The sequence below is a fragment of the Arthrobacter sp. 2762 genome, from assembly GCF_040548745.1.
Classification (GTDB): Bacteria; Actinomycetota; Actinomycetes; order Actinomycetales; family Micrococcaceae; genus Arthrobacter.
Map to the genome: position 1 here is coordinate 127,679 of NZ_JBEPSI010000008.1, position 25,410 is coordinate 153,088.

Sequence of the window (25,410 nt, forward strand, 5' to 3'; positions counted from 1 at the left end):
CCGTTGCGCGCGCCAAAACACCGTCGTGCGGGCACAACCCTCCGAATTCTTCGCGGCGTACTCATGGCCGGTGTCGCCGCCGTCGTGGCTGTCCTTGTCAGCGGTTTGCTCCACGGCGATCCGCGAATCATCGGGCTGTTTCCGGGCGTGGCCCTGCCCAATTCTCCCAAAAGCGAGCCGATCCAACAGACCCCGGCCCGCGCCCTGGACGCGCCGCCTCCAGGAATCGACGAGGCGGACGCCCCGCTCGCATCGCCGCCGCCCCCAGCCAACGCCAGCGATTCGTACAAGTTCCTGGCAACCAACGACGACGGCACTCCGGTTGGGTACTCGCCGTGCCGACCCTTGCACTACGTGGTAAATGACGCCACCGCACCGGAGGGTACGGATGCACTGCTAGCCACCGCAATCGCCAATATTTCCGCAGCGTCCGGAATCCAGTTCATCAACGATGGCAGCACCGATGAGTTGCCTGCCGCTAAACGCGAACCGTACCAACCGTCCAAGTACGGTGACCGGTGGGCACCCTTGCTGATTTCATGGACCACGCCCGAGACGGCTCCGGCGCTGGCTGAGACCGTCATCGGTACGGGCGGCAGCACCATGTACTCACTCAACAATGGTCCCAAGAGCTACATCACGGGCAGCCTGGAGCTCGACACCCCGCAAGTAGCGGAGCTTCTTGCCGAGGACGGCGGTTCGGACTACGTGCTGGCGGTCATGCAGCACGAGCTGGGGCACGTCATGGGTTTGGATCATGTTGATGATCCGGTTCAGCTGATGTACCCGGAGATCGGCGCCCCTGACGGATTGGCTTCCGGCGACCTGAACGGCCTTCACCTCCTGGCCTCGGCTCCTTGCCGCAAGGACATCTGAAGCAGCGCAGCTTCTCACGAATCGCCATGGACTCGCGGTCCCATGGGTTCTATCCTGACGGAAGCGGCCGACGGCGGCGCCCCACCGTCCGATTGGGCCGTCCCGTGAGGGGGTTCGATGGAACCTTATGGGTCGCCAGAGTGGCCAGACCCCTATTCCCCGCCGCCTTATCAGCAGCATGCCAAGCCGCCGCCCAGGCCCCCCATCAAACACAGCAGCATCGCTGCCATCCTGTTCCTGTTCGGCGTCATCGGTTTGGTCTGCGCCGGCGCCTACTTCAGCGGCGAACTGCAAAGTTTCTGGTCCGATTCCACGACGCAGAGCCAAGCGCCACGGCCCGGACTGGTTCCCTTTGGCCAACGTCAGGATCCGCTGCCCGGCTTTGAGGAAGCCGACGCACCCCTGGGCACGCCGGCGCCGTTGCAGCGGACCAGCACTTCCTACAAATTCCTGGCTGTCAAGGAGGACGGAACTCCCCTGGCATACTCCCCTTGCAGGCCGATCCACTACGTGGTGAACTCGGATCTGGCCCCAACAAGCTGGTATTCCATGGTGGAGGACGCCGTCCGGCAGGCCAGCCTCGCTTCCGGGCTGCAGTTCATTTATGACGGTCCGACATCCGAAATCCCCAGCACCAACAGGGCCGGCTACCAGCCCACCACGTACGGTGACCGCTGGGCGCCTGTGCTCATTGCCTGGACCACGCCGGAGCGGGTGCCGCGGCTGACGGGACAAACGGTGGGCCTGGGCGGAAGCTCTTCCATCGGCCTGAGCAACGGCTATAAGGCGTATGTGACTGGCTCGGTATCGTTGGATGCACCCCAGTTCGCCGGGATCATGGACTCGCCCCAAGGCAAGGAAGTGGGCACGGCCGTGATCATGCACGAACTCGGACACGTTCTTGGTTTGGACCATGTGGATGACCCGCGCCAGCTGATGTACGACCAAGCCTCGTGGGTTCGCGAGTACGCCACCGGGGACAAGACGGGCCTTGCCCAACTCGGCTCCGGCCCGTGCAGCAAGGACTTCTAGCCCGCGGCCACCACTGCGAGCGCATCCTCCACAGTGTCCACCAGGAAGATCCTGTCCGCCATGGGCCTCCCCGCCGCGAGGCTGCGCAGCATCGGCCACGCCGGATAGGTCTGTTCCCAATGATCGCGGCCCACCAGGACCATGGGACTGATGGTTTCGGGGGCGCCATAATAGTTTTCGCAAGCGTCCTGGAAGATCTCCTGCACGGTTCCGGCCGAACCGGGCAGGAACACTGTCCCGCCGTTGCAAAGCTCCAGGAGGATCGCTTCGCGGATCGCGTTGGCGAAGTACTTGGCGATGTGCGTGGAGAACAGGTTGGGTGGTTCGTGGCCGTAGAACCAGGTGGGTATGCCCAGCGTCGCGGTGCCTTCCGGGTAACGCTCGACGACGGCGGCTGCTTGCCGCGCCCAAGCCGTCACCGAGGGCCTGAACCCCGGTACTGACGCGAGCGCTTGGAGTGCGGCTGTGGAATCGGCGTCGGGCAGTCCGCTGAGGTAGGCGCCCATGTTGGCCGCTTCCATGGCGCCGGGGCCACCGCCGGTGGCCACCGTGAACCCGGCTTGCGCGAGCAAGCGGCCCAGCTGCGCGGCGTCCGCGAATTCCTTGGTTCCGCGTTGCGCGGCGTGTCCACCCATGACGCCCACGAGTTTGGTACCTGCCAGGTCACCATCTTGCAGCAATTCATCCAGGGCGTCGCCAATCGCGTGGTCGTGGAGGGCGGCGGCGAGTGTTGCGTCAATGCTTGCCCGCTTTCCCGGCAGGATGCTCCACTCATAAATCCTGGCATCCAGGGTGGCTTCATATTCGGTAGTGGAAATGTCCTCGTAGAGTTCCCTGGCTGTGTAGAGGGTGCCGCGATACGGGTTGAACGGCACGCCGCGCATCTTGGGAAAGATGAGCGCGCCGCGGCTTCGAAGGCTTTCCTCGATGCCGTCGTCGAAAGTGCATCCCAGGAAGATCGCGCCCTGCGGGTCCATCATTTTCAGTTCCCGCGAGCGTCCGCGAAGGTCCAGCGATTGCGCGTGCCAGCCGTGCATGGATCCCGCCCCGGAAGTAACCAGTTTGTCGAAATGGACGATGCTTTCGACGTCGAGCGTCCGTGGACTTGGGTTCAAGGCACCGGAGGGATTCATGGCATCAGCGTAGTAGTGCTCAACGGCTTGAGTCCCGTTTACGCGCAGGGCGGTGTTCCGTTGCATGATGAAGCATGAAGACTTCAGATGAGGGCGGCGCTGGCGCCCGGCCGCGTATCGGAGTTCCGATTCGCCTTAGCAGCTCGGACAATCCCGACGCCCGCGTGGGCGAAGCCAACCAACTGTTCACTTTTATTGTGGATTTGCTCCGTGAAGCCGGTGCACAGCCGGTGTTGCTGACCCCCGTTTCGGCCGACAGCGCCGGGCGTCTGGCCTCCGTCATGAAAACGCTCGACGGCGTGCTGCTGCCCGGTGGCGGGGACCTGGAACCGCGTCTTTATGGCCAGGACCCGGAGGATTCGGTGTATGACGTCAACCCGGAACAGGACCATCTGGACATTGACGTCGCACGGGCCACGATCGACGCCGGCCTTCCGCTGCTGGGGATCTGCCGCGGCCATCAGTTGTTGAACGTGCTCTATGGCGGGACGTTGATCCAGGACATGGCGCCGTCTGCCGTCAACCACAACGGATTGAATCCCGACGATCCCGCGGCCGGCGAGTGGGCATGGCATGACGTTGTGCTCGCACCGGGATCGAAGACCGCAGCCCTCTATGGCGCGCCGGAAGGGACCTCCATCAAGATCGCTTCGGGGCATCACCAGGCCGTGGCCAGGGTGGGTGAAGGCCTGGTGGTCACGGCCATCGCCGACGACGGCACAGTGGAAGCGCTTGAAGACCCTTCCCGCTGGGTGGCCTCGGTGCAGTGGCATCCCGAAGCGTCCCAGCTTCCCGATAACAAGCGGCTGGCCCCCTTTAAGGCGTTCGTGGAAGTGTGCCGGAACCCTATTCAGGCTCGCCCCGGAGGAGTACAGTAGCGCTCACTGCATCGCTTTCCGTTCCACTGAGAGTCCGGCCAGCGCATAACTCCATTGGAATGACGTCCTGCGGGCGTCGTAAATTTGCCGGCTGGGGGGCCCAACATCTGCTCAAAGGAGCATGGTTGTGGACCGTCCAAAATACGTCCGTCATCCGAATCGGCAGGCCCATTTTTTCGGCAGGCGACTCCTAAGCCTTCTTCTTGGTCCACTCCTGGCCTTCGCGGGACTCGTCGTATATTCGGCTGCCCCTGCAGCGGCAGCCGTACCGCCATGCGCAGGAACCGGCGGGGCCATGCAGATCGTGGCGCACACGGATGATGACCTCCTGTTCCTCAGCCCGGATTTTATGAGGGACATCCAGGCCAAACGCTGTGTCCAGACGGTGTTCACCACTGCGGGCGAGGCCGGCGAGGGTGCGGTGTATTGGAAGAGCCTGGAAGCCGGCATCAGGGCCAGTTACTCCAAGATGGCCGGGGTGTCTGATTCGTGGACCACCTCGGACGCAGGCGTACCCAACCGGCCGCTGACCATGCAAACGCTCAATGGCGCACCCAACATCTCGGTGGTGTTCATGCGCCTTCCCGATGGTTTCCCGAATGGCGACGGCAGCGCAGCGTACAACGACCAGAGCATCCTCAAACTTTGGGACGGACGGCTTTCCTCCATCAGGCCCGTGGACAACGCAGCCACTTTTACCAAGTCCCAGTTCCAGACCGCGCTGAACCGGCTGGTGGCCAACTTCCAACCGACCACGTTCCGTACACAGGATTGGACCGGCAACTTCAACAACCCCTACGACCACAGCGACCATTGGGCAACGGCCAAATTCGCCCAGCTTGCTACGCGCAGCTACACCGGCCCCCACACCTCCTTGGCCTACGACGCCTACGTGATTGACGAGTACCCCCAAAATGTGACCGGTGCCGAACTCACCACGAAAGTGGACACCTTCGTGCGGTTCGCGGATTTCGACATGTATATCTGCAGCAGTCCTGGCGAAGGATGCCCCGATTCCCCCTACGATGAGTGGCTGAAACGGCAATACATCACAGCCATTGAGTGGGTGGGCAACGCCGCTAAATCGGCCGGGACCACCGTCACGGCGTCATCCCAGAAAGCAACAGCCCAGAGCCCGGAGAAAGCCAGGGATGGGTACGCTTGGGGCACCCCCATGGACGCAACGCGTGAGTGGGTAACGGCGGGCGAAAAGGCAGGCAGCTGGATTCAGTACAGCTTCTCCCCCACAAGGACCATCAACTCGGTGACCTTGTTCGACCGGCCGCTCCTCTCGGACCAGGTTACCGGAGGAAACCTCCTGTTCTCGGATGGAAGCACGGTGACAGTCCCTGCGCTTCCCAATAACGGCTCCGGACTCACCATCAACTTCCCGGCAAAGACCGTGAGCTCTGTGCGTTTGAACATCACCTCAGTCAGCTCCACCACCACCAACGCCGGTTTGGCCGAGTTTGAGGCCTACCTGGGAACGGACAACGTTGCCCCCGTGGTCACTGCGACGCCTCCGGGTGGAACGTACGCTGTGGGTCAGTCCATCACCCTCACCGCCAATGAGACAGCCACGATTTACTACACCACGGACGGCAGCAACCCCACGACGGCGAGCAGCAAGTACGCCAGCCCCATCCCGCTGAATGGCCCGATGACCCTGAAGTACTTCGCCGTTGACGGCGCCAACAATTCCTCGGCGGTGGCCACCCAGACGTACTCCACGGGCCCGGATATCACCAAGCCCGTGGTGACAGCCAACCCTGCGGGCGGGGCTTACGCCGCAGGCACCACCATCACCTTGTCCGCCAACGAGCCGGCGGAAATCCGTTACACGGCGGACGGCACCGATCCTCTCACGGCGGGACTGGTTTACACCGCGCCAATTACGTTCAATGGGCCGGGCCCGATGACCCTGAAGTACTTCGCGAAGGACACGGCTGGAAATACGTCCGACGTCGCAACACAGACGTACACGATTCCGCCGGACACGACGGCTCCTGTGGTGACGGCCAATCCCACCGGACGGGCCTTGGCCAGCGGCGCCACGATCACACTGAGCGCCAACGAGCCTGGGGCGGCCATCTACTACACCACCGACGGCAGCACCCCCACGGCCACGGAATCTGCTACCAACATCAAGTACTCCAGCCCGATCGTGATGGGCAGTTCCACCCTGACACTCAAATACATAGGCGTGGACACGGCGGGCAACACGTCGTCCGTCGGTACCCAGACGTACACCGTTCCCGTAGCCGGACCGCCGTCGGCCCATGACTTCAACGGCGACGGCCGCGCTGACGTCCTCGCGGCTGATACCGCCGGCAACCTGTACCTGTATCCGGGCAACGGCGCGGGCGGGCTCTCCCCCAGGCAACTCGCCTTGCCTGCACCGGCCTGGTCAGCCAACACGGACACCATCACCCCGGGCGACTTCAACAGCGACGGAAAGCCGGACCTCCTGGCACGATCCGGGGACGTCCTGTGGTTCTACCCCGGTGACGGTGCTGGCAGCTTTGGCGCACGGAAGCAGGTCAGCATCGGTTGGAGCACCATGACGCAGATCTTCTCACCAGGGGATTTCAGCGGTGACGGTATTCCCGATTTCATGGCACGTCGCAGCAATGGCGACCTCCGTTTGTATGAAGGAAATGGTGCTGGAGGGCAGCGGACTCCCTACACCGTCGGCTGGGGTTGGGGCGTCATGAACGCCATCTTCAGCACTGGTGATTTCAACAGCGACGGCAAGGCAGATGTACTGGCGCGGCGCACTGATACAGGCGCATTATGGCTATATCCGGGCAATGGTTCCGGGGGCTGGCTGCAATGGACGCAGATCGGGACGGGCTGGGGAACCCGCACTGCGCTGGCCGGGCCACGGGACCTTGACGGCGATGGTAAGAACGACGTCGTAGGCCGCATCGGAGACACTTTGTGGCTCTATCCCGGATCGGGAAGCGGAACGCTCAGCAACGTTCCGCCCGTTAGCCTCGGCTCGGGTTGGCAGGCCATGAAGGTCATCGCCTGATCAGCCCCCATAGACCTGGCGCGGGTCGGAGTTTTCCCCCAGACTCATCCGGCCCGCGTCAGCTACGTCCGATCCTCTCTCACATCGAAGCCCCTTTCGGCCGATCCTCTCTCACATCCGGACCCGTTTCGGCCGATCCTCTCTCACCTCGGGACCCCTTCCGGCCGATCCTCTCTCACCTCGGGACCCCTTCCGGCCGATCTTCTCTCACCTCCCCCGCGCGGTAGCTCCCGACGTCGGCACCCAAGTCAAGTGCCGGCGTCGTGGCTTTCCTGAAGCTAGGGAGAGAGGAGCGGGAAAAGACCCGCAGGATGTGAGAGAAGATCAGGGGGCGACGCGGACCGGGACGCCGGTTTCGAGGGATTCCTGGGCGGCGTCGGCCACCTTGGAAGCAGCAACGGCGTCCTCGGGGGTACACGGATTCTTGCGTTCCCCGAGGACCAATTCCACAAACGCAGCCATCTCGGAGCGGTAGGCCTGGTCAAAGCGTTCGGCAAAGGTCTTATGGGAGATGCCGGACGGGAAGGCAACCCCTGGCTCAGCCGAACGGACAGCCATCTGTTCATCCATGCCAACCACCACGGAGCCATCCGAGCCCTGGAGTTCCAGGCGGACATCATGCCCGGCCCCGTTGTAACGGCTGGCTGAGACCGTGCCTACCGTGCCGTCGTCGAAAGTTACTACCGCCAGGGCGGTATCGACGTCGCCCACCTCACCGATTGCGGGGTCGCCATTGTTGGAGCCCTTGGCATACACCTCCACGATTTCCTTGCCCGTGAGCCAGCGAAGGATGTCGAAATCGTGCACGGAGCAGTCCCGGAACAGGCCGCCCGAGGTTGCCAGGAACTGGACCGGCGGCGGGGTCATGTCGCATGTGAGGGCACGGACGGAGTGGATCCAGCCCAATTCCCCGGCCTCGTAGGCGCGCTTGGCTTCCAGGTAGCCGGCATCGAATCGGCGTTGGTGGCCGATCTGCACGGTTCCGCCCTTCTCCCGGATGTACTCCAGGACGGGCAGTGACTGGGCAACATTCACAGCCACGGGCTTCTCGCAGAACACGGGAATCCCAGCCTCCACGCCGGCGCGGATGAGGTCCGGGTGTGTCCCCGTGCCGGTGGCGATCACCAGTCCGTCCACACCCGAGGAGATCAGCTCCGCCACCGAACCCACGAATTCCGCTCCACATTCGGCGGCCACGGAACGGGCGTGTTCCTCCGCCACGTCGGTCAGCTTGAGTTGGACCTGAATACCTTCGGGGTTCAGGACCTGGTTGAGCGCGTTGATGTTCTTGGCGTGCATTACACCGATCCGGCCAACACCCACCAGGCCGAGGGTCACTTGCTTCATCATTATCTGTCTCCGTCAGTGCAGCAGAAGTTGATTCCTAAGAGGGATTCTTGAGGCGACACTAAACCTTGTCAGTTTGTCCTGTCAAATAGCGCTAGCGGCAGAAGCGTTCAGTGCCGCGTCGGCGTCCTTAAGGACCTTGGCCGCAACTTCAAGTCCCTCGATGCGGCCAAGGGAAACGTCCTCGTGTTCGATGTTGACCAGCATGTTGGGATCGACATCGTGGAGGGCCCGAAGGAACTCGGTCCAAAAGGCCGTATCGTGTCCACGGCCCAAGGCCACAAAGTCCCAGGCCGAGTTCTTGGGCCATTCGTTCGCCCACTCGTCGCCGCCCAGGTTGGTGCGGTTTTCCTGGGCTGAAAGCCGTCGGAAGCTGTTGTCCAATACGCCGTACAGCGCAGCGTTGTCCTTGTTCACGCGGACGTCCTTCGCAGCTGCCTGGAACACCAAAGGGCCGAGCTCCCGGACCACTGCTACGGGGTCCATCTGCTGCCAGAACAGGTGCGAGGCGTCCAGTTCGACACCAACATGGGTGGCACCGGTGAGCTCGATGAGTTTGTAGACATCAGCGGTGTTGAACACGATATTCTGCGGGTGCAGTTCCAGCGCCACCTTGACGCCGTGATCAGCAGCAAGGCGGTCCGTTTCCTTCCAGAACGCAGCAGCCACATCCCACTGGTAATCCAACACGTCCAGGGCCGCAGAGTTCCAGGCGTTGACTACCCAGTTGACGGTGGTCGCTCCAGGCTCGCCGCCCGGCAGGCCGGACATGGTGACAACCCGGTTCTGCCCAAGTCGATGGGCCAGACGAATGGAACGGCGGATGTCTTCGGCATGCTTCTCACCGATTTCCCACTTCGGATGCAGCGGATTGCCGTTGCAGTTCAGGCCAGCGATGGAAACGCCGGTGCCCTCGAAGATCGCCAGGTAGTCGTCGCGGGCTGCGTCGCTTTCCAGAATCTGGTCAAAGGTGGGCACGTGCACGGCGGGCAGGAATCCGCCGGTGTTGATCTCGATCCCAGTGAGACCAAGATCGGCAATGACCTTCAGCGCTTCGGGAAGCGGCCGGTCGTGCAGGATCGCGTTGTAGACGCCGAGCTTCATAGGGTGATCTTCTTTCCGTTGTTCAGGCTGGACTCAGTGACGGCATTGAGGAGTTCCATATTGCGGACGCCTTCATCGAAAGTGGCGCAGCGAGGCAGGGATGCTTCTGCGCTGAGCCCGGCAACTTCTTCGAGGAACGCGCGGGCCTGATAGCCGAAGGCGTCGTTCTGGCCAAAGCCAACTTCCGGGGCGTCCATGGCGAGGCCCCCGGCGATGTACGGATGTCCCGGGCCGAGGATGACCTGGCGGTAGCCGTTCTCGTTGCCTGAGCCGTCGTTGAGGAACAGTTGGATTTCCGACGGGCGGCGCTGATCGAACTTGGCGGCGCCGTTCTCGCAGAAAACCTCAAACTGGAGGCTGTTGGCATGGCCGGCTGCAACACGGGAGACCTCGAAGCTTCCGGCACCGTTGGTGAACTCCGCATTGAAGGCTGCGTAGTCGTCATTCTCCACAGCTTCGAACGTGTCGCTGACGGCCACGTGATCGTGACCCATCACGGCACTCAGCGGAAGGGGGCGCTTGGCAATCGCTGTGGCGAGCCGGCCACCGCTGATGGACTTGATATCGCCGCACAGGAATTCGGAGACATACGTCAGGTGACTTCCGACGTCGGCCAGCGCACCGGAGCCGGGCCCGCCTTTGTATCGCCAGCTCATGGGAGCCGAGGGGCTGAAGCCGTAGTCGGTCCAGTACCGGCCGCTGAAATGCAGCACGTTCCCGAGAACGCCGCTTTGGATCAGGTCACGGATGTAGGCGATGCCCGGAGTCCGGCGGAAGGTGAAGCCAATGCGGGCAAGTGTTCCACGCGCCTCTGCTTGCCGGGCGGCGTCGGCCATGGCGCGGGCATCGGCCAGCGTATCGCTGAGCGGCTTCTCGCACAGCACGTGCTTGCCGGCGGCGAGCAGGCCTTCCACAACTTCGCGGTGGAGGGAGTTGGCGATGACCACGCTCACCACGTCAATGTCATCGGCCTCGGCGATTGCCTGCCAGGACGTATCGTTGCGCTCGTAACCGAAGCGTCGGGCAGCCAGGGAACCAAATTCTGCATTCACGTCGCCAATCGAGACGAGGCGGAGCTGTGGCAGTACCGGGCTGTAGAGGGCAGATGCCGTGCGGTACGCGGCGGCGTGGGCCTTGCCGGCCATACCTGCACCGATGACGGCGACGCCGAGACTTTCAGCCATTGATTTCTCCTTTGAAAATTTCGCCGTGCCATGAGGCATGAACGGCATTTTGTAGCGCTACAATTTTTGCACTGGGTTTGAGCGTAGCTATGTCTATATGTCCTGTCAATCCTTAACCGGCTATCCTCGAGGACAGACACGAAAGGCACACCGATTCCGTTGAAAAACGCACAGACCCGACGCCCCACCCTCTACGACGTCGCCACCCAGGCCGGAGTCTCGCCGTCGTTGGTTTCGTTGTTCCTCAAAGACCCGGGGAGGATCAGTGAAAAGCGTCGGGAGGCCGTCCAAAAGGCCATCCACGATCTTGGCTACCGGCCCAGCCGGGCTGCCACCACTCTTGCCAGCAACCGCACCAAAAGCATCGGCCTGGTCATCGACGACTACCGCAACCTCTGGTTCGTCGATCTCCTCCGCGGTATGGAATCCGTCCTTTCGGATCTTGGCTACCACGTCATGCTCGCGGACTCCAGGCCTGGCGCGAACCGCATCAAGGAAGCCACGGACGGCCTGCTGGCCATGCACGTGGACGCCTTGGTCCTGGCCGCCGAGCCCAGCGAACCGATGCTCGCTGGAACGTGGGTCCCCACTGTAGTTGCCGGATGGCGGAAGGGCGTTCCGACAGGTGCGGACCTGATAACCAACGACGACGACCGCGGGGGCAGCATGGCAGCGGACCACCTGCTGGGGTTGGGCCACAGCCGGATCGGCCACCTTTCCGGGTCCGACGGCGCGTCAGCACACCGGCGCGCCGGTTACCAAAGCGCCCTGGAGGCTGCCGGCGTCGAAGTTGTCATCGGTGAGACTGAAGGAACGTCTGAAGAAGACGGGTACGGAGCCGCTTGCTGGCTTCTGGACCACCATCCCGGCACTACAGCGATCTTTGCCGCCAACGACACCATGGCGCTGGGCGCTTTCGCCGCCATCAAAGCCCGCGGACTTTCCGTGCCCAACGATATTTCGGTGATCGGGTACGACAACTCCCCGTTAGCGAAGTCGCGCTTCCTGGACCTTACGTCCATTGATAACCGAAGCGACGTTGTGGGGGTGGACGCAGCGCGAAGGCTGCTGGCCCGCATCGACGATCCGGCGTTGGAGCCGGAGCGCAAGCTCATCGAGCCGAGGCTGGTACTCCGCGGCACGACGTCGGCTGTTCACTAGAGAGGCCGGACACGACTCCGCCCGGAGCCATCAGGCGCTCCGGGCAGAAGTCCGCCGAACAAACCTAGTGCCGCTTCGTGGCACCCTCCGGTGCAGCGTCAGCCACACCCGCCACCTCAGCCTTGACCTCTTCGAGCGCATCGGAATGCCCGCCGAGCTGCTCCAGCTCATGCGCCAGCTCCGCGAGTTCTGCACCGCCGGCCATTTGGGCCGTCAGCTCGTCCAAGGTGATGTCCTTCTTGTCGTAATAACCGATCGACTTGCCGCGCTTGAGCAGCAGGAAGCGGTCACCCACGGGGAATGCGTGGTGCGGGTTGTGGGTAATGAAGATTACGCCGAGGCCGCGGTCGCGGGCCTGCAGGATGTACCGAAGCACCACGCCGGACTGCTTCACGCCAAGTGCGGCTGTGGGCTCATCCAGGATCAGCACCTTCGCGCCGAAGTACACGGCCCGGGCGATGGCGACGCACTGGCGCTCGCCGCCGGAGAGCTGACCGATGGGCTGGTCAACATCGCGGAGGTCGATGCCCATCTCGGCCAGCTCCTTCAGCGTGATGTCCTTCATTTTCTGGACGTCCATGCTCTTGAACGGACCGAATCCGCTGATCAGTTCCGAGCCAAGGAAGAAGTTACGCCAGATGGGCATCAGTGGAACCACGGCCAGGTCTTGGTACACGGTGGCGATACCGGCGTCGAGGGCGTCCCTTGGTGAATTGAACTTCCGGGCATCGCCCATTACCTGCAGGGTGCCTTCGTCGTGTTGGTGCAGGCCGGCGATGATCTTAATCAGCGTTGACTTGCCGGCACCATTGTCGCCCAGGACGCAGGTAACCCGGCCGTTGTCCACCGCCATGGTTACATCGCGCAGGGCGATGATGTTGCCGTAGTGCTTGCCTACTCCCTCGAGCGAAAGCAGGTGCACGGGTGTGTGCGTCAACGGGTCCTTCTCGTTTTTCAGCAGTGTCTGCTGGTCGATCTGTTGTGCGTTCATTGTTCCGGCCCCTTACTTGAGCTCTGCCCGGCGCTTGACGATCAGATTCACGATGGTGGCCAGCAGGAGCATCAAGCCCAGGAAGAACTTGAACCAGTCTGGATTCCATTGTGCGTACACGATGCCCTTGTTGGCCATGCCAAAGATGAAGGCACCGATAGCGCCGCCCACGGCCGAGCCGTAGCCGCCTGTCAGGAGGCACCCACCGATGACGGCAGCAATGATGTAGAGGAACTCATTGCCAACACCTTCACCGGACTGCACGGCGTCGAAGGCAAAGAGGTTGTGCATGCCCAGGATCCAGCCGCAGAAACCAACAGCCATAAAGAGGCCGATCTTGGTTTTGGTCACCGGGACGCCAACTGCGCGTGCAGCATTGGCGTCCCCGCCCACTGCGAAGATCCAGTTGCCAACGCGGGTGCGCAACAGGATCCAGGATGCTACTGCCACAAGGATGATCCAGAAGAACACCGTGATCTTGACTTCCACGCCGCCGATGCTGATGGAGGAGGCGAAGACCGCTCGTGCCGATTCGAACCCGTCCAGCTTGGAGATCGACGGCGAGGAGACGCTGCCGCCGATAAGTCTGGTCAGTGCCAGATTGAGGCCCGTCAGCATGAGGAAGGTCGCCAGGGTGACGATGAAGCTCGGAAGTTTGGTCTTGACGAGAATCCAGCCGTTGATGAATCCAATGCCCAGCGAGACAACCAGTGCCAACGTAACACCAACCCAGGCATTCAGTGAGAAGTTCCAGCTGAAGAGCGAGGCGGTCAGGGCGGAGGAGATCACGGCCACACCAGTGGAGAGGTCGAACTCACCGCCGATCATCAGCAGGGAAACCCCCACCGCCATGATGCCAATGGTTGAGGAACCGTAGAGCACGGTGGCGAGCGCGTTCGGCTGCGTAAACGTCTGGGAAACCGACGCGAAGAAGATGAATAGGACAACTGCTCCGACCAGTGCACCGACCTCGGGCCTCGCCAGGAACTTTTGGACCGGACTACGGCGTCCGATCCGTTCGTCGCCAGGCGATGTCGCCGGCGGCAGGGTTGCTGTGTTTGCCATGGGAATGACTCCTTGTTGTTCAGGCTGCGCGGCGGTTGCTTGCCGCGCAGCCTGATGCCGGGATCTAGCGGACGCCCTGCTGGGCGAACTTGAGGACGTCGGCGGCGTTCGCCTTGTCCACGATGGTGGGGCCGGTCAGGACTGGCTGGCCGCCGCCGATCTTGAAGCCGCCGCGCTTTGCCTGCCACAGGGCATCAACTGACATGTAGCCCTGAAGCCATGGCTGCTGGTCAACGGTGAAGATCACTTGGCCGTCTACGATCTTCTGGGCGAGATCGGCATTGAGGTCGAAGCTGGCCACCTTGGCCGAACTGCTGGCGTCAGTAACGGACTTGAGCAGGGTGAGGGTGATGGGGGCGCCGAGACCGATGATCACATCAGCATCTTTGGACGCCTGGAGTTTCGCTGTGGCCGTTGACTGGACTGCGGTCATGTCCTTGCCATCGACGTAGAGGATTTCCGTTGCCGGCACCTTTGCTTTCACGCCTGCGCACCGCGCTTCCAGGCCCACGTGGCCCTGCTGCTGGATGACGCAAACCGGGTGCTTGTAGCCTTCTGCAGCGAGCCGGGTGCCCACCGCCTCGCCTGCAAGCTGCTCATTGGACCCAAAGTGGGTGAAAGCGCCCAGCTTGCTGGAAACGGATTCACCCGCGTTGAGGCTCACAACGGGAATACCCGCATCGGTGGCCTTTTTCAGCACATCCTTCAAGGCGTCCGGAGTTGCCAGTGTGACAGCAATGCCGTCCACCTTCTGGTCGATGGCCTGCTGAACAAGCTGAGCCTGGCGCCCGGCTTCGGGATCGCTGGTGTACAGGAGTTCTACGTTGTCCTTGCTCGATGCTTCCTCTGCACCCTTGCGGACAATATCCCAGAAGGTGTCCCCAGCCGCTGCGTGGGTAATGAGGGCCACCTTGATACGTGCCGTGCTGGCTACCTGTCCGGCGCTTGCACCTCCCCCGGAATCTGCCGGTTTGCCGCCCTGGCTCGAACAGGCGCTCAGGGCCACCAATGGAACCACTGCTGCGACGACCGCCGCTTTGCGCCACGAGAATTTTGCCACCGTTATCTCCTTTGATGTCAGCTTCGGGCGTCCGGGGACTCGTGCCCGGATCGCCTGCTACCTCGATCATGGTGACTCGTCTCACACTTTGTCAATACTTTGTCCTGACATTAGGATGTTTTAACGTAAGCTCCTCGAGTAGATGACACCAGAACGTGGCCCGGAGTCACCTCCTTGACCAGCACAGCCCGGCTGCTATTATCAGAAAAAGGCAGTATGTCCTATCAAGAGAACATGAGCGGACATACTCATCCATCCGACCGGGATACTGCTTCCCCCGGCCGGGCTTCCGCAGGCTAGGAGAAACCAGTGGCGAACCAACTCAGCCTCAGCATCGACCGTTCGTCCCCGGTGCCGCTCTATCACCAAGTGGTCCAGGGAATCGAAGCCGCCATTCACAGCGGCGTCCTGGAACCTGGCAGCCGGTTGGACAACGAAATCGACCTTGCTGCACAGCTCAATCTGTCCCGCCCCACCATGCGGAAGGCCATGGACGAACTGGTGCGCTCGGGCCTCCTGGTCCGTAAACGCGGCGTTGGCACGCAGGTTGTTTCAAGCCAGGTCCGGCGTCCCCTGGAACTCTCCAGCCTTTTCGATGACCTCAGCAATAACGGCAAGAAGCCCACAACAGATGTGCTCAGCTTCTCCCATGTGGAGGCCGACGCCGCCACACTCACCGCGCTTCAGCTGCCGCCCGGGTCAAAGGTCTACCACTTCACCCGCCTCCGCAAAGTCGGCGGCAAGCCCCTGGCGCTCATGGAGAACTGGGTCCGTGACGACATCACCAGCATGGACGAAGCCCAGCTCTCCAGCGAGGGACTCTATTCCATCCTTCGCCGCGGCGGCGTGAATTTCCGATTGGCATCCCAGCGCATCGGCGCCATGATCGCCAATGACTACCAGGCTCCCCTCCTCGAAGCCGAAGTGGGTTCGGCGCTTGTGACCATGGAGCGCACTGCGGTGGACGACACGGGACGCATGGTTGAAACGGGCCACCACGTCTACCGCGCCGATTCCTACAGCTTTGAAATGACACTCGTACAGCGCTAACGCAAGGACACATACTTATGGCCAACTGGGTCTACCCGCTGGGAACAGCCACCGACGGCAAATGGGACATCTCGCTCGGCACTTCCGATTCCACCCTCGCGATCGACGGCTGGGCCCATACGGGACTGAAGGTTGCGACACTTGAGGCTGGTGCCGCCGTCGAGCTTCCTGCCGCTGCGGAAGAGCGCATTGTGGTTCCGTTGAGTGGTTCGTTTACCGTCACGGTCGACGACGACGCGTACAGCCTCGCGGGCCGGCAATCGGTTTTCCACGGGCCAAGTGACGTCCTGTACACAGGTATCAATAAGGCCGTCACCATCAGCTCGCACGACGGCGGCAGGGTGGCGGTTGCGACCGCACCCGCCAGGGCCGCGTACCCCACCCGCCTGATCACGGCAGCCGAGACCCCCGTAGAGCTGCGTGGGGCGGGCAACTGCTCCCGGCAGGTCCACAACTTCGGCACACCGGCCGCGCTGGAAGCTGATCGCTTCATTGTTTGCGAGGTCATCACTCCTGCCGGCAATTGGTCCTCCTACCCTCCCCACAAGCACGATGAGGAGAAGGAAGGCGAGACCAGCCTGGAGGAGATCTACTACTTCGAAACGCGCGTCGCCCCGGACTCCCCTGCCCCCGCGGACTCAGACGCCATCGGCTACGCCCGCGTCTACGCCTCCGACGACCGGCCCATCGATGTCTCCGCGGAGGTCCGCACCGGTGACGTGGTCCTGGTCCCCTACGGCTGGCACGGGCCGGCCATGGCAGCTCCCGGCTATGACCTCTACTACCTGAACGTCATGGCAGGCCCCGGACGCGTGCGCGACTGGCTCATCAGCGATGACCCCCACCACGGCTGGATCCGCCAGACCTGGGACGGCCAGGACGTCGACGCCCGGCTCCCGTTCGGCGCCTAACCTCCCGAGCCTGCGCACAGCCAAGGCCCCCTGGATGACGTCCAGGGGGCCTTGGCTGTTAGCAAACTACCTATTTTGTCCCGGCGATGTAGTCGTTCATCGTCTTGAGCTGGTACCTCGAAACGTCCTCGGCATTCTCGTCCTCTGCGAACACCGAAGAAACCATGACGGTGTTCTCCTTGTCCAGGAATCCGATCTCCTTCAAGCCACCGAAGAACTCGCCCCAGTTCACATCCCCGTCACCGATCTTGAGGTGCTGGTGGACGCGGACAGCGTTGCCCGGCGGGTTGGTGATGTACCTGAGGCCGTGCGAGGCGTGGTGGTTCATCGTGTCAGAGACATGCACCAGGCGGAGCTTGCCGCCGGCCGCACGCATGATCTCCAACGGCTTGTTGCCCATATGGAAGGTGTGGGAGGCAACGTAGACCATGCCGATGTTCGGGGAGTTCACGCCCCGGATCACGCGCAGCGCAGCCAGTCCGTCTTCCACGAAGTCGTCCGGGTGGGGATCAATGAGCACATCCATGTCTTCTCGCTCGATGATCGGCAGGAGTTCCTCCATGGAGCGGTAGAACGCGCGTTCGGACTCCTCGGCCTTCTCCGGTCGGCCACTGAACTCCGTGTTCATGGTCTGGACCCCGAGATCGACGGCGATCTGGATGGCCCGCTTCCAGTAGCGGACCGCAGCTTCCCTGGCGTCCTCATCGGGTCCGGACCACCGCAGGACGGGCAGGACGGAGGCGATTTCGACGCCGGCATCCTTGCACGCTGCCTTCAGCTTGCCCACAAGCTCGTCATCCGCCTTGGGGTGGTTGAAGAACGGGATGAGGTCCGCATGAGGGGTCATCTGCAAGTACTTATAGCCGAGATCTGCTGCCACACGCGGGAACTCGAGCAGCGTATGGCTGTGGTGGAACGGAGTGGGGTCAAGGGCAATCTTCATATCAGTGTCCCTACTTGTAGAGATCCGGCTTGGTGTTCAACTGGACCTTGACCTTTTCGCCCGACTTCTGTGCCTCGACGCCGGCCTCGCAGCAGGCAGCGGTGGCATAACCGTCCCAGGCGGTGGGACCGCCGATTTCGCCGCGAAGGGCGGCGTCAACCCAAGCCTGCACCTCGACGTCGTACGCTGCTCCAAAGCGCTCCTCGAAGCCCGGAGTGACACTGCCACCCCACTTGCCAGCGGACTGGATGTAAGGGCCAGTGTCCCCGCCGATGCTCACAATGCCATCCTCGAAGGACGCCTGAGTGGCGACCTGGTAGCCGAACTTGGCGTTGACGTAAATCTCGACGTCGGCCAACACACCGGATTCAGTTTCAAGAAGCACGTGCTGGGGGTCGTGCTGGCCATTCGGGGCGTTGCGCGTAGGCTTCCCCAAGCGGACCTGCACTGACGTGATTTCCTCGCCGGTGAAGTAACGGATGGCGTCGAACTCGTGAACCACGGAGTCGTTGATCAGCATCTCGTTGGTGAAGCCTTCAGGCGTGCTTGGGTTGCGGTGCTGGTGGTGCAACATCAACAGCTCCCCCAATTCACTGTTGCGGATGATCGAACCCAGCGCCGAATACTCGGCATCAAAGCGGCGCATGAAACCCACCTGGATGCGCTTGTGGCCCAATGCCAGTTCAGCCTGGACAACCTTCCACGCGCTTTCTGCATCCGGTGTCAGCGGCTTCTCGCAGAGAATCGGGAAGTCCTTCTCCAACGCCTTGTACAGGATTTCCTCGTGCAGGAAGCCCGGCGTCGCGATCAGGACGGCGTTGACGTCACCATTGTTCAGCGCCTCATCGGCACTGGACAGCGCCACGGCGCCCTCGATTCCTTCAACGGCAGCCTGCGCGCGGGCAAGGTCAACATCGACGACGGCGGCTACTTCAGCGCCGTGGATGCGGGTGCTGAGGCGCTTGATGTGGTCCGCACCCATGCGGCCTGCGCCGATGACGGCAACGCGGAGAATCTTTGTCACTTTTCTATCCTTCGTGAGGTTCGTTCTTGTTACTGGACCCGCGTGCGGGAGCCGCAGGAAAGCAAGTAGTTGCGTGTTCGCTTGGCGATGGGCATCGGCACATCGAACGCTACCGGGTACATGTCCTGCTCCACGATGCCGAAGATCGGCCGGTTGAGGCCTTCCACAGCTTCAATAACGGCGCGCAGGTCCGGGAGGCCGTTGGGCGGCTCGGTCATGACGCCGGCCAGGTTGGCAGCAGCCCAGGTCATGTTCCTCTCGTTGACCTCCGCCAGGACCTCCGGGTTGATCTGCTTGAGGTGCAGGTAGCCGATCCGGTCCGGGTAATTCTTGATGAGCTCCAGGCTGGAAGCCCCACAGTATTCCGCGTGGCCCGTGTCCAGGCAAAGGTTCAGGTACTGCGGATCCGTTGCCGCCAAAAGGGTTTCGATGTCCTGCTGAGCGCCAACGTGCGAGTCGGCGTGGGAGTGGAACTGCTGGTGCAGGCCAAAGTCCTCCAACAGGACCTTGCCCATCCGGTTGTGGCCTGCGAAGAGATCAGCCCACTGCTCGTCGGTCAGTTCGCCGTTCTCTACGGCCTCGCCCGTGACGTCGTCCCGCCACATCGCGGGGATAACCACAATGTGTTCGCCACCCATGGCCGCAGTCAGTTCGGCCACCTTGCGTGCCGGCTCCCACGCTTCGTCGTACTGCTTGGCACCACGGTGGAAGGCGGTGAACACCGTTCCGGCAGTGACCTTGAGGTCGCGCTGCTTGAGCTCTTCTGCCAGGCGGGTGGGGTCGTTCGGCAGGTAGCCATAGGGACCCAGCTCAATCCATTTGTAGCCGGATTCAGCAACCTCATCCAGGAACCGTTCCCACGGAGTCTGCTGGGGGTCATCGGCAAACCACACGCCCCAGGAGTCCGGGGCGGTGCCGATGATGAGCTTGTTCTCAACGTCAGTCATGACAGCGGTGTCTTTCTTTATCAGGGCCCACGCCGCCAGGGTTCCCTGGCCGAGCTTGCGAGGCGAGGGTGGCGGTGGGGATGGGTTAGTTGGAGGGGAAGTTGTAGGAGGCGCCGGAGGCGTGGGTGGGTTCGGGCCAGCGGGAGGTGATGACTTTGCCGCGGGTGTAGAAGGAGACGCCTTCGGGGCCGTAGATGTGTTTGTCGCCGAAGAGGGAGTTCTTCCAGCCTCCGAAGGAGTGGTAGGCCACGGGGACGGGCAGGGGCACGTTGATGCCGACCATGCCCACGGTCACGGAGCGTTGGAACGTCCGGGCCGCGGCACCGGAGGAGGTGAAGATCGCGGTGCCATTGCCGTAGGGGTTGGCGTTGATCAGCGCGATGCCTTCGTCGAGGTCGGCGACGCGGACCACCACCAGGACGGGGCCGAAGATTTCCTCGGTGTAGGCGGTCATTTCGGTGCTGACGTGATCGATCACGGTGGGCCCTACCCAGAAGCCTTCTTCGTGGCCGGGGACCACCAGGTCCCGGCCGTCCACCACCATGGCCGCGCCGGCGGTTTCGGCTTCGGTGACGATCCTGACGATGCGGTCCTTGGAGGCCGGGGTGATGACCGGGCCCATGTCCGCATCCGGTTGGGTGCCGTTGGCGACCTTCACCGCGAGGGCACGTTCCTGGACTTTCTTCACGATCAAATCCGCCGCGTCCCCGACGGCGACGGCGACGGAGATCGCCATGCACCGCTCCCCCGCGGAACCAAAAGCAGCAGCGGCGAGGTGGTCCGCGGCGTTGTCCAGGTCCGCGTCGGGCATCACGATCGCGTGGTTCTTCGCCCCACCCAGGGCCTGAACCCGCTTGCCGTGCTTCGTGGCGGTCTCATGCACGTACTGCGCGATCGGGGTCGACCCAACAAAGCTGATGCCGTCCACGTCCGGGTGGGTCAGGAGCCCGTCGACAGTTTCCTTGCCGCCGTGCAGGACCTGGAACACCCCATCAGGCAACCCGGCCTGCTTCCACAGCTTCGCCAGGAGCATCGGGGCGGACGGGTCACGCTCGGAGGGCTTGAGGATGAACGCGTTACCCGTCGCGATCGCCATCGGCGCCATCCACAACGGCACCATCACCGGGAAGTTGAACGGCGTGATGCCCGCGACGACGCCCAGGGGCTCGCGGAAGGAGAACACATCAATGCCGGTGGAAACCTGATCCGAGTAATCACCCTTGAGCAGCTGCGGGATGCCGCACGCGAACTCGATGACCTCCAGCCCACGGCCGATCTCACCCTTCGCGTCGGAGAGGACCTTACCGTGCTCGGCCGTGATCAACCCGGCCAGCTCATCCACATGCGCTGCGACGAGCTCACGGAACTTGAACAACACGCCCGTGCGCTTCGCCAGCGAAACATCACCCCAGGACTGGGCAGCTTTCTTCGCAGCAGCCACCGCAGTGTTCAGGTCAGCCTCGTTCGCCAAGCGCAACTCGGCGCTGACCTGGCCGGTGGCCGGGTTGTAGACGGGCTGGGTGCGGTCGCCAACGCCTGCGGTTTCGGCGCCGCTGATGAAGTGGTTAATGGTGGTCAGTGTGGTCGTCGTCGACATGCGGACTTCCTTTGGTCTGTGGTTTTAAGAGCTGGGGGGCTGTGTGTTGGGAATCAGCCGAGCAGCTTGCGCTGGCGGTTCTTCTGCTGCGTGTAGCTGGTGTAGGCCTGCTGGGTGGATTCGAGGTCCGAGACCTGGGAGACGGGAACGTCCCACCAGGACTCCGAGCTGGGGGCGTCCAGCAGAGGATCGGACTCGACGTGGATGACGATCGGGCCGGTTTCCGGAGCTGCCTTGGCTTCCTTGATTGCGGCGCCGAGGGCCTCGATGACGTTCTCGCCCGGTTCGATCCGGATGACCTTCGCGCCGAGAGACTCGGCATTGGTGGCAAGATCGATCGGCAGGTGCTCACCGGCGTCGAAACTGTGCTTTTCCTTGTCCAGGACGCGGTATTGCGTCCCGAATCGCTGGGAACCGAGCGACTCGGACAGCGAGCCGATGGAAGCGTAGCCATGGTTCTGGATCAGGACCACGATCAGCTTGATGCGTTCGGCGACGGCGGTGACCAGTTCGGTGTGCATCATCAGGTAGGAACCGTCCCCCACCATCACCACGACATCCCGGTTGGGACCGCCAGCAGCTGCTTCGGCCAGTGCTGCGCGCTTCACGCCCAACCCGCCCGGGATTTCGTAGCCCATGCAGGAGTACGCGTATTCCACGTGGTAGCCGAACGGGTCACGGACCCGCCACATTTTGTGCAGGTCCCCGGGCAGGGAACCCGCGGCGCAGATGACAACGTCCTGGTCATCCATGGCCTTGTTCGTGGCACCGATGATCTCGTTCTGCGCGGGCAACGGCGTGAACCGGGTATCGAACGCTTCGTCCACGATCGCGTTCCAGCGTTTCTTCTCCACCGCGACCTTCTCTTCAAGGTCAGCACCCACACGGTAGCCGCCCAGAGCCTGGTTCAGTTTCACCAGGGCCTTGCGGGCGTCAGCGACGATCGGGAGGGTGGTGGCGTGCTTGTAGGCATCGATCGGGGCGACGTTGATGTTCACGAACTTCACGTCCGGGTTCTGGAACGCGGTGCGGGACGCGGTGGTGAAGTCTTCGTAGCGCGTGCCGATCCCGATGACCAGGTCCGCGTCGGCTGCGATGGCGTTGGCCGCCGTCGTGCCTGTTGAACCGATGGCACCCAGGGAATACTTGTGGTCCCACGGCAGGACACCGACGCCGGCCTGCGTGTTCCCCACGGGGATGCCGGTCAGCTCAGCGAACTTGGCGAGTTCCTCGTTGGCGTAGGCGTAGAGCACGCCGCCGCCGGCGATGATCAGGGGGCGCTTCGCGGCCCGGATGGCTTCCACGGCGCGGCGGATGTCCTCGTCCTCGGCCTCGGGACGGCGGATCCGCCAGTCACGCTCGGCCAGGAATTCTTCCGGGACGTCCAGGGCCTCGGCCTGGACGTCCTGCGGCAGGGAAATGGTCACCGCGCCGGTCTCGGCCGGGTCCGTCAGGACACGCAGGCCGTGGTGGAAGGCCGAGAACAACTGCTCCGGGCGGGACACCCGGTCAAAGAACTTCGACAACGGACGGAACGCATCATTGACCGTGATGTCGTACGCATACGGCAGCTCCAACTGCTGCAGCACAGGGTCAGCCGCACGGGTGGCGAACGTGTCGCTCGGAAGCAACAACACCGGCAACCGGTTCGTCGTGGCCAAAGCTGCGCCGGTCAGCAGGTTCGAGGAACCCGGACCAATCGACGTGCTGATCGCGAACGTCTGGCGCCGGCGTGTGTGCCTTGCGTAGCCAACAGCCTGGTGCGCCTGGGCCTGCTCATTGCGGCCCTGGTAGTACGGCATGATGGACGGGTCCGCTGCCTGATACTGCTTCAAAGCCTGACCAACACCGGCAACGTTGCCGTGCCCGAAGATACCGAACATGCCCGGGATCAGGCGCTCACGATACTCCTGGCCACCGATGGAATCCACCGTGTACTGCTTGGAAAGGAACTCGACCACGGCCTGGGCCACGGTCATCCGACGGGTTGCTGTTCCTGTTGAGGTCCGCATGGCGGGGCTACTCCGATACTTTCACTGGAATACGGTCAGACGAGGTGGGCTCCCCCGCAGCAGCGGCCGCAGGCCCGGTCGCCGGGTCAGTCGCAGGCCCGGCGCTGTTCAGCAGCGAGGCGGCCGTCGCTACGGCACCTGCCACATCGCCGTCGTGCGGGTAGAGAAGCGTCCGGCCCACCGTGAGGCCGCGGACGCCCGGCAGCGCGAGGGCGGCCTGCCAACTGGCGAAGACCTCGTCCTGGGAGCCGTCAGGATCACCACCCAACAGCACCGTGGGAAGCGTGGTGGAGGCCATGACGCGCTCCATGTCGGCCACCACCGGCAGTTTCATCCACGTGTAGGCGCTGGTGGAACCCAGGCCCTCGGCGATGCCCACGGACTTGATCACGGCGTCCGCGCGAAGATCGTTGCGGACCTTGCCATGTGCGTCACGCACAGACAGGAACGGCTCCACCATGGCGATGAGCTTGCGTTCGGCCAACGAATCGATGGCTTTGGCGGTCGCTTCAAGCGTGGCGACGGTGTCCGGGTCGCCCAGGCAGATCCGCGTAAGCATCTTCCCGCCGTCTGCGCCCAGTGCCTGCAATGCGGCAGCTGTGTGGCCGGTGAACCGGTCATCGAACTCGTTGACCAGACCAGCCAGGCCACCGCGGTTCATCGAGCCGAAGATCAGTTTGCCGTCCAAAGCACCCAGCAGCAGCAGGTCATCCATGATGTCAGGTGAGGCGAGGATGCCATCCACGGCCGGGTTCGCGAGGGCGATCTGCAACCGGTCCAGCAGATCCCGGCGATCGGCCATCGCCATCGGCTCCGGACCGACCGACAACGCGCCACGGGCCGGATGGTCCGCCGCAACGATGAAATTCTGGACACCGTGCTTCAAGCCCGGGTGGCGACGCCGGGTGGCAGCCGCGCGCGCGACGGCTTCCGGGTCCTCCAGCCGGATACGGCTCAAGTGCTCATACCGGCGGGGGTCATCGTTCAGGCTCAACGGACTGCTCCTTCTGCGAACGTGGGTGCTGCCGGCGCAGGGGCCGCAACAGGGGAAGCTCCCGGGATCCGCCGGCCGCGTTCCGCGAGCAACGAGGTGACCTCATCCGGCGTCGGCATCGCATCCGCGCAAGAAAGCCGCGAGGCGACAATCGCGCCGGAAGCGTTGGCGTAATCCAGGACCTCGGACAACTGCCAACCGGACAGCAGCCCATGGCAGAAAGCCCCGCCGAAGGAATCACCCGCGCCCAGGCCGTTGACGGTTTCCACCGGCACAGGGGCCGAGACAACACGCTCAGTGCGGGTCTTGGCCATCACGCCTTCCGGGCCAAGCTTCACAACAGCGATCTCGACGCCGGCTGCCAGCAGGCGGTCCGCCTGTTCATCCGGCGTCCCCTCCCCTACCGCAACGGCACATTCCTTATCGTTGCCGATCGCGACCGTAACGTGCGGGAGGATCCTGGCAACCTCCGCGCGGGCTTCCTCTTCCGAATCCCAGAACATCGGCCGGTAGTCCAGGTCCAGGATGGTGAACTGGCCTTCCTTCAGACCAGTCCGGGGCCGGGCTTCGTGGGCGGCGATGTGCGCGCCGCGGCTGGGTTCCTGGCAGAGGCCGGTCACCGTGGACCAGAAAATGCCCGCGTCCCGGATAGCGTCCAGATCCAACTCTTCGGCCTTGATCTGCAGGTCCGGGGCCGTGGGGAAGCGTCCGTAGAAGTAGAGCGGGAAATCCTCGGGCGGCTTGATCGCGCAGAAAGTCACCGCCGTCGGGTACTCCTTCACCGGGGAGACGAACGAATCATCAACCTTGAACTTGCGCAGTTCCCGGTGCAGGTAATTTCCGAACGCATCATCGCCCGTGCGGGTAATGACACCGGCGCGGCGGCCGTGGCGTGCAGCAGCGACGGCCACGTTGGAGGGCGAGCCTCCCAAATACTTGCCGAAGGACGTCACATCCTCCAGGTCCACCCCAATATCGTTCGGGTAGATATCAACGCTGATGCGCCCGATCGTAAGCAGTTCGTGGGTCACGATGATCGTTGACCTTTCTCTTGTGAACTCTGAACC

General features: G+C 63.0%; 21 protein-coding genes. 7 read left to right on the top strand and 14 right to left on the bottom strand.

What is annotated here, in order from left to right:
- Positions 1 to 63: 63 nt before the first annotated feature.
- Entirely contained in the window at positions 64 to 876 is an 813-nt protein-coding gene (locus ABIE18_RS15740) for a matrixin family metalloprotease (protein WP_499723704.1), read from the top strand.
- 117 nt (positions 877 to 993) lie between these two features.
- On the top strand, positions 994 to 1,908 hold the full coding sequence (locus tag ABIE18_RS15745) for a matrixin family metalloprotease (protein ID WP_499723609.1): 915 nt from the start codon (positions 994 to 996) through the stop codon (positions 1,906 to 1,908).
- Here the strand turns inward: ABIE18_RS15745 and ABIE18_RS15750 are convergent.
- Complete coding sequence (locus tag ABIE18_RS15750) at positions 1,905 to 3,041, bottom strand: LOG family protein (protein WP_499723705.1); 1,137 nt, start codon at positions 3,039 to 3,041, stop codon at positions 1,905 to 1,907. The two genes, ABIE18_RS15745 and ABIE18_RS15750, sit on opposite strands and share 4 nt — an antisense overlap.
- Before the next feature lie 74 nt (positions 3,042 to 3,115).
- Between ABIE18_RS15750 and ABIE18_RS15755 the strand changes: the two genes are divergently transcribed.
- Positions 3,116 to 3,919 (top strand): gamma-glutamyl-gamma-aminobutyrate hydrolase family protein, encoded by an 804-nt coding sequence (locus ABIE18_RS15755; RefSeq protein WP_499723610.1) that lies wholly within the window; start codon positions 3,116 to 3,118, stop codon positions 3,917 to 3,919.
- Positions 3,920 to 4,040: 121 nt separating this feature from the next.
- Positions 4,041 to 6,953, top strand: a complete 2,913-nt coding sequence (locus tag ABIE18_RS15760; RefSeq protein WP_499723611.1) for a chitobiase/beta-hexosaminidase C-terminal domain-containing protein — start codon at positions 4,041 to 4,043, stop codon at positions 6,951 to 6,953.
- A gap of 324 nt (positions 6,954 to 7,277) precedes the next feature.
- Here ABIE18_RS15760 and ABIE18_RS15765 read toward each other — a convergent pair whose 3' ends face one another.
- From ABIE18_RS15765 to ABIE18_RS15775, 3 genes are all read right to left on the bottom strand, one after another.
- Positions 7,278 to 8,300 carry a Gfo/Idh/MocA family oxidoreductase gene (locus ABIE18_RS15765; protein WP_499723706.1) on the bottom strand — a complete coding sequence of 341 codons (1,023 nt, stop codon included), beginning with the start codon at positions 8,298 to 8,300 and terminating at the stop codon, positions 7,278 to 7,280.
- An 84-nt stretch (positions 8,301 to 8,384) separates the two neighbouring features.
- Entirely contained in the window at positions 8,385 to 9,404 is a 1,020-nt protein-coding gene (locus ABIE18_RS15770) for a sugar phosphate isomerase/epimerase family protein (protein ID WP_499723612.1), read from the bottom strand.
- Entirely contained in the window at positions 9,401 to 10,588 is a 1,188-nt protein-coding gene (locus ABIE18_RS15775) for a Gfo/Idh/MocA family protein (protein WP_499723613.1), read from the bottom strand. Before ABIE18_RS15775 ends, ABIE18_RS15770 begins: the two co-directional genes overlap by 4 nt.
- A gap of 159 nt (positions 10,589 to 10,747) precedes the next feature.
- On the opposite strand from ABIE18_RS15775, the gene ABIE18_RS15780 reads away from it, so the two are divergent.
- Positions 10,748 to 11,749 carry a LacI family DNA-binding transcriptional regulator gene (locus tag ABIE18_RS15780; protein ID WP_499723614.1) on the top strand — a complete coding sequence of 334 codons (1,002 nt, stop codon included), beginning with the start codon at positions 10,748 to 10,750 and terminating at the stop codon, positions 11,747 to 11,749.
- Between the two features lie 64 nt (positions 11,750 to 11,813).
- On the opposite strand, the gene ABIE18_RS15785 is transcribed toward ABIE18_RS15780, so the two are convergent.
- From ABIE18_RS15785 to ABIE18_RS15795, 3 genes are all read right to left on the bottom strand, one after another.
- Positions 11,814 to 12,740: an ATP-binding cassette domain-containing protein gene (locus tag ABIE18_RS15785; RefSeq protein ID WP_431118631.1), complete on the bottom strand. Its 927-nt coding sequence runs from the start codon at positions 12,738 to 12,740 to the stop codon at positions 11,814 to 11,816.
- A gap of 12 nt (positions 12,741 to 12,752) precedes the next feature.
- Entirely contained in the window at positions 12,753 to 13,805 is a 1,053-nt protein-coding gene (locus ABIE18_RS15790) for an ABC transporter permease (protein WP_499723615.1), read from the bottom strand.
- Positions 13,806 to 13,869: 64 nt separating this feature from the next.
- Positions 13,870 to 14,865, bottom strand: coding sequence for a substrate-binding domain-containing protein (locus tag ABIE18_RS15795; RefSeq protein ID WP_499723616.1), 996 nt, complete (start codon positions 14,863 to 14,865; stop codon positions 13,870 to 13,872).
- Between the two features lie 309 nt (positions 14,866 to 15,174).
- On the opposite strand from ABIE18_RS15795, the gene ABIE18_RS15800 reads away from it, so the two are divergent.
- Together ABIE18_RS15800 and iolB are read left to right on the top strand one after the other, a co-directional pair.
- The gene (locus ABIE18_RS15800; protein WP_224093760.1) at positions 15,175 to 15,915 is read left to right on the top strand and encodes a GntR family transcriptional regulator; all 741 of its coding nucleotides are present in this window, start codon (positions 15,175 to 15,177) and stop codon (positions 15,913 to 15,915) included.
- Positions 15,916 to 15,932: 17 nt separating this feature from the next.
- Positions 15,933 to 16,826: a 5-deoxy-glucuronate isomerase gene (iolB, locus tag ABIE18_RS15805; RefSeq protein WP_499723617.1), complete on the top strand. Its 894-nt coding sequence runs from the start codon at positions 15,933 to 15,935 to the stop codon at positions 16,824 to 16,826.
- A 70-nt stretch (positions 16,827 to 16,896) separates the two neighbouring features.
- Here iolB and ABIE18_RS15810 read toward each other — a convergent pair whose 3' ends face one another.
- The 7 genes from ABIE18_RS15810 to iolC all read right to left on the bottom strand — a co-directional run bounded on the left by ABIE18_RS15810 (position 16,897) and on the right by iolC (position 25,374).
- On the bottom strand, positions 16,897 to 17,769 hold the full coding sequence (locus tag ABIE18_RS15810; RefSeq protein ID WP_499723618.1) for a sugar phosphate isomerase/epimerase family protein: 873 nt from the start codon (positions 17,767 to 17,769) through the stop codon (positions 16,897 to 16,899).
- Between the two features lie 10 nt (positions 17,770 to 17,779).
- A complete protein-coding gene (locus ABIE18_RS15815) occupies positions 17,780 to 18,793 on the bottom strand; it encodes a Gfo/Idh/MocA family protein (protein WP_499723619.1) in 1,014 nt (337 codons plus the stop codon).
- A 29-nt stretch (positions 18,794 to 18,822) separates the two neighbouring features.
- On the bottom strand, positions 18,823 to 19,740 hold the full coding sequence (locus tag ABIE18_RS15820) for a sugar phosphate isomerase/epimerase family protein (RefSeq protein ID WP_499723620.1): 918 nt from the start codon (positions 19,738 to 19,740) through the stop codon (positions 18,823 to 18,825).
- 85 nt (positions 19,741 to 19,825) lie between these two features.
- Positions 19,826 to 21,337, bottom strand: coding sequence for a CoA-acylating methylmalonate-semialdehyde dehydrogenase (locus tag ABIE18_RS15825; RefSeq protein ID WP_499723621.1), 1,512 nt, complete (start codon positions 21,335 to 21,337; stop codon positions 19,826 to 19,828).
- A 53-nt stretch (positions 21,338 to 21,390) separates the two neighbouring features.
- Positions 21,391 to 23,316 (bottom strand): 3D-(3,5/4)-trihydroxycyclohexane-1,2-dione acylhydrolase (decyclizing), encoded by a 1,926-nt coding sequence (gene iolD, locus ABIE18_RS15830; RefSeq protein WP_499723707.1) that lies wholly within the window; start codon positions 23,314 to 23,316, stop codon positions 21,391 to 21,393.
- A 40-nt stretch (positions 23,317 to 23,356) separates the two neighbouring features.
- Positions 23,357 to 24,343, bottom strand: a complete 987-nt coding sequence (locus tag ABIE18_RS15835) for a Cgl0159 family (beta/alpha)8-fold protein (RefSeq protein ID WP_499723622.1) — start codon at positions 24,341 to 24,343, stop codon at positions 23,357 to 23,359.
- Positions 24,340 to 25,374, bottom strand: coding sequence for a 5-dehydro-2-deoxygluconokinase (gene iolC / locus ABIE18_RS15840; protein WP_499723623.1), 1,035 nt, complete (start codon positions 25,372 to 25,374; stop codon positions 24,340 to 24,342). Before iolC ends, ABIE18_RS15835 begins: the two co-directional genes overlap by 4 nt.
- Positions 25,375 to 25,410 lie beyond the last annotated feature (36 nt).

Bases quoted from the DNA above. Each gene is read 5' to 3' on its own strand.
- ABIE18_RS15740 (WP_499723704.1), top strand. From the start codon at position 64: ATGGCCGGTGTCGCCGCCGTCGTGGCTGTCCTTGTCAGCGGTTTGCTC.
- ABIE18_RS15745 (WP_499723609.1), top strand. From the start codon at position 994: ATGGAACCTTATGGGTCGCCAGAGTGGCCAGACCCCTATTCCCCGCCG.
- ABIE18_RS15750 (WP_499723705.1), bottom strand. From the start codon at position 3,041: ATGAATCCCTCCGGTGCCTTGAACCCAAGTCCACGGACGCTCGACGTC.
- ABIE18_RS15755 (WP_499723610.1), top strand. From the start codon at position 3,116: ATGAAGACTTCAGATGAGGGCGGCGCTGGCGCCCGGCCGCGTATCGGA.
- ABIE18_RS15760 (WP_499723611.1), top strand. From the start codon at position 4,041: ATGGTTGTGGACCGTCCAAAATACGTCCGTCATCCGAATCGGCAGGCC.
- ABIE18_RS15765 (WP_499723706.1), bottom strand. From the start codon at position 8,300: ATGAAGCAAGTGACCCTCGGCCTGGTGGGTGTTGGCCGGATCGGTGTA.
- ABIE18_RS15770 (WP_499723612.1), bottom strand. From the start codon at position 9,404: ATGAAGCTCGGCGTCTACAACGCGATCCTGCACGACCGGCCGCTTCCC.
- ABIE18_RS15775 (WP_499723613.1), bottom strand. From the start codon at position 10,588: ATGGCTGAAAGTCTCGGCGTCGCCGTCATCGGTGCAGGTATGGCCGGC.
- ABIE18_RS15785 (WP_431118631.1), bottom strand. From the start codon at position 12,740: ATGAACGCACAACAGATCGACCAGCAGACACTGCTGAAAAACGAGAAG.
- ABIE18_RS15790 (WP_499723615.1), bottom strand. From the start codon at position 13,805: ATGGCAAACACAGCAACCCTGCCGCCGGCGACATCGCCTGGCGACGAA.
- iolB (WP_499723617.1), top strand. From the start codon at position 15,933: ATGGCCAACTGGGTCTACCCGCTGGGAACAGCCACCGACGGCAAATGG.
- ABIE18_RS15810 (WP_499723618.1), bottom strand. From the start codon at position 17,769: ATGAAGATTGCCCTTGACCCCACTCCGTTCCACCACAGCCATACGCTG.
- ABIE18_RS15820 (WP_499723620.1), bottom strand. From the start codon at position 19,740: ATGACTGACGTTGAGAACAAGCTCATCATCGGCACCGCCCCGGACTCC.
- ABIE18_RS15825 (WP_499723621.1), bottom strand. From the start codon at position 21,337: ATGTCGACGACGACCACACTGACCACCATTAACCACTTCATCAGCGGC.
- iolD (WP_499723707.1), bottom strand. From the start codon at position 23,316: ATGACCGTGGCCCAGGCCGTGGTCGAGTTCCTTTCCAAGCAGTACACG.